Annotated in this window: 2 protein-coding genes; both read left to right on the top strand. The window is 71.4% G+C overall.

Annotation, left to right across the window (positions count from 1 at the left end; translation table 11 throughout):
- Nucleotides 1–32 precede the first annotated feature (32 nt).
- A complete protein-coding gene (gene dnaB / locus AOK09_RS26835) occupies nt 33–1541 on the top strand; it encodes a replicative DNA helicase (RefSeq protein ID WP_055589837.1) in 1509 nt (502 codons plus the stop codon).
- Between the two features lie 822 nt (nt 1542–2363).
- Nucleotides 2364–3045 (top strand): transglycosylase family protein (locus AOK09_RS43510; protein ID WP_055589836.1); only part of this gene is annotated, 682 nt, incomplete at its 3' end.

Here is a 3045-nt window from a genome sequence, read left to right as displayed (position 1 = left end):
CTCCCACCCCACCCGCTGAACGGGGAAGACGCGTGACCGGCCCGCAGTACGACGAACACGACACACCTCCGCCCCCCGACGACGAATGGCCCGACGGCCCGGGGGACCGCCTTCCGGTGCCCCGCAACCGCAGGGACGGCGGCCGCGGCTCCGACTGGAAGGGCGACCGCGAGTGGAAGGGCGACCGGGAGGCCGGCTCCGGCCGCAGCGGCGACGCCTTCGAGCGGGTACCGCCGCAGGACCTCGCCGCCGAGCAGTCCGTGCTGGGCGGCATGTTGCTGTCCAAGGACGCCATCGCCGACGTGGTGGAGGTCCTCAAGCCCGCCGACTACTACCGCCCGGCCCATGAGCTGATCCACGGCGCGATCCTCGACCTCTACGCCCGCGGCGAGCCGGCCGACCCCATCACGGTGGCCGGTGAACTCACCAAGCGGGGTGAGATCACCAGGGTCGGCGGCCCCGCCTATCTGCACACCCTGGTCAACTCCGTACCCACCGCCGCCAACGCGGAGTACTACGCGGAGATCGTCCATGAGCGCGCCGTGCTGCGCCGCCTGGTCGAGGCCGGCACCCGGATCGCCGGCATGGGCTACGCCGCCGAGGGCGACGTCGACGAGATCGTCAACGCCGCCCAGGCGGAGATCTACGCGGTCACCGAGCAGCGCACCAGCGAGGACTACGCCCCGCTCGCCGACATCATGGAGGGCGCCCTCGACGAGATCGAGGCGATCGGCTCCCGCAGCGGCCAGATGTCGGGTGTCCCCACCGGCTTCACCGACCTGGACTCCCTCACCAACGGCCTGCACCCGGGCCAGATGGTGGTGATCGCCGCACGTCCCGCCATGGGAAAGAGCACGCTGGCACTGGACTTCGCCCGTGCCTGCTCGATCAAGAACGGCATGCCCAGCGTCATCTTCTCCCTGGAGATGGGGCGCAACGAGATCGCCATGCGACTGCTCTCGGCCGAGGCCAGGGTGGCGCTGCACCACATGCGGTCGGGGAACATGACGGACGAGGACTGGACGCGCCTCGCCCGCCGGATGCCCGACGTCAGCGCCGCGCCGCTCTACATCGACGACTCGCCCAACCTGTCGATGATGGAGATCCGGGCCAAGTGCCGCCGCCTCAAGCAGCGCAACGACCTGCGCCTGGTGGTCATCGACTACCTCCAGCTGATGCAGGCCGGTGGCTCACGCCGGGCCGAGAGCCGCCAGCAGGAGGTCTCGGAGATGTCCCGGAACCTCAAGCTGCTCGCCAAGGAGCTGGAGCTTCCCGTCATCGCGCTCTCCCAGCTCAACCGTGGACCCGAGCAGCGGACCGACAAGAAGCCCATGGTCTCCGACCTCCGTGAGTCCGGCTCGATCGAGCAGGACGCGGACATGGTCATCCTGTTGCACCGTGAGGACGCCTACGAGAAGGAGTCCCCCCGCGCCGGTGAGGCAGACCTGATCGTGGCCAAGCACCGAAACGGCCCCACGGCCACCATCACCGTCGCCTTCCAGGGCCACTACTCCCGCTTTGTGGACATGGCCAACAGCTGACGCGGGCGCCCCGTCGACCGGGCGGGCGCCGTCACCGCCGGGTGGGCCGCCGCCGGCTGCGGCCGAGGCCGTACCGGGCCGGCCGGATGCGCCCGCATCCCCGGCTGTGGCACGCCGACACCGTGCCGCTGCAGCACCGGGGACACGCCGGAAGCCGGCCTGGATCCGGGCGGGGCACCGGTGTCCACCACAGCCGTCGGCGCCGCGTCGGAGAGGACCTTCGACAGCCGCGGCGGGCACTCGGAAGCGGACGGCGTCGGGTCAACGTCCCATCGCCCGTGGTCGGTTGCGGCCGGACGGTGCCGCATCCGAGGCCGGTCCGGGCGTGTGTGCCGGGGCGGAGCGGCAGGCGGGCGAACCGGCCGCTGCTCCCTCCACGGCCCCGGTGCGCACGACACGGCCCGACTCGCCTCTCCCCTGGGCGAGTTCAAGGTCTGCCGTACCCGGTGCGGGCCTGCCTCCTTCGCCGGGGCGCGCTGGGGACGGACGGGGCCCGACGCTCGCTCCGGGACTCTCCGGGAGGCGGCTCGTGCTCTCTCAAATCAGCTTTTCCCATGGGCAGTTGATGAACCGGTTCAGGGGGCCGAGGAGCTCCTCTCGGGTGCCTCCACCACCGCCGTTCTCCCGGTGCGGAGTGGCGGTGAGGTGGTTGTCACAGAGTCGGACTGACGGCTGATCACCCCTGGGAGGGAATTGGCTGGTCCGTTCAGCGCCTGGTGGAGCGTCTTATGTCGGACTTTCGGCTCGTAGGCGTGCTCCCTGGAGAAGGACAGACGTCGATCCATGGCGTCGTCCGCAGCGCAGAACCGAAGGAGTCATCCGATGCCGTCGTTCTCACCGATGCGTGCCGTCGTCACCCTGCTGGCGACCCTGCTGGCGGTGTTCACCGCCATGGGCCTGGTCAGCCAGGCAGCTGCCGCGGCAGCCGGGGCGACCGCGGGGTCGCCGACCGCAGCCGCGGCTGCGCCGGCGTCCGCGTCCGCGTCGGGTGACGGCGCCGACTGGCACCGGATCGCCGGCTGCGAGAGCGGCGGCCGCTGGGACATCAACACCGGCAACGGCTACTACGGCGGTCTGCAGATGACCCAGGGCACCTGGGAGGACTACGGCGGCCGCCGCTTCGCGCCGCGCGCCGACCTGGCGACCCGCGAGGAGCAGATCGCGGTGGGCGAGCGGATCGTGGAGTCCCGGGGTCTCACCCCCTGGCCGGTCTGCGGACGCGCCTCCCGGAGCGGAGCGCGCGCACCCCTGCACCTCACGTCCGCCCGCATCGTGCAGCACCCGGCGCACGTCTCCGGTGTGCAGTCCCTGGCGCCGTGGACGGTGCAGGCCATGATGCCGGTGAAGGTGCCCGCGCCGGGGAGCGCCTACTGGACGGTGCACCGCGGTGACACGCTCACCTCGATCTCCCAGCAGACGCACCACCACGGCGGCTGGCACGCGCTCTACGACCTCAACCGCGACATCCTCGGTGGCAACCCGGACATGATCCAGCCCGGTCAGC

Source organism: Peterkaempfera griseoplana, from assembly GCF_001418575.1.
GTDB lineage: Bacteria > Actinomycetota > Actinomycetes > Streptomycetales > Streptomycetaceae > Peterkaempfera > Peterkaempfera griseoplana.
This window is presented reverse-complemented; position numbering and strand designations above follow the sequence as displayed.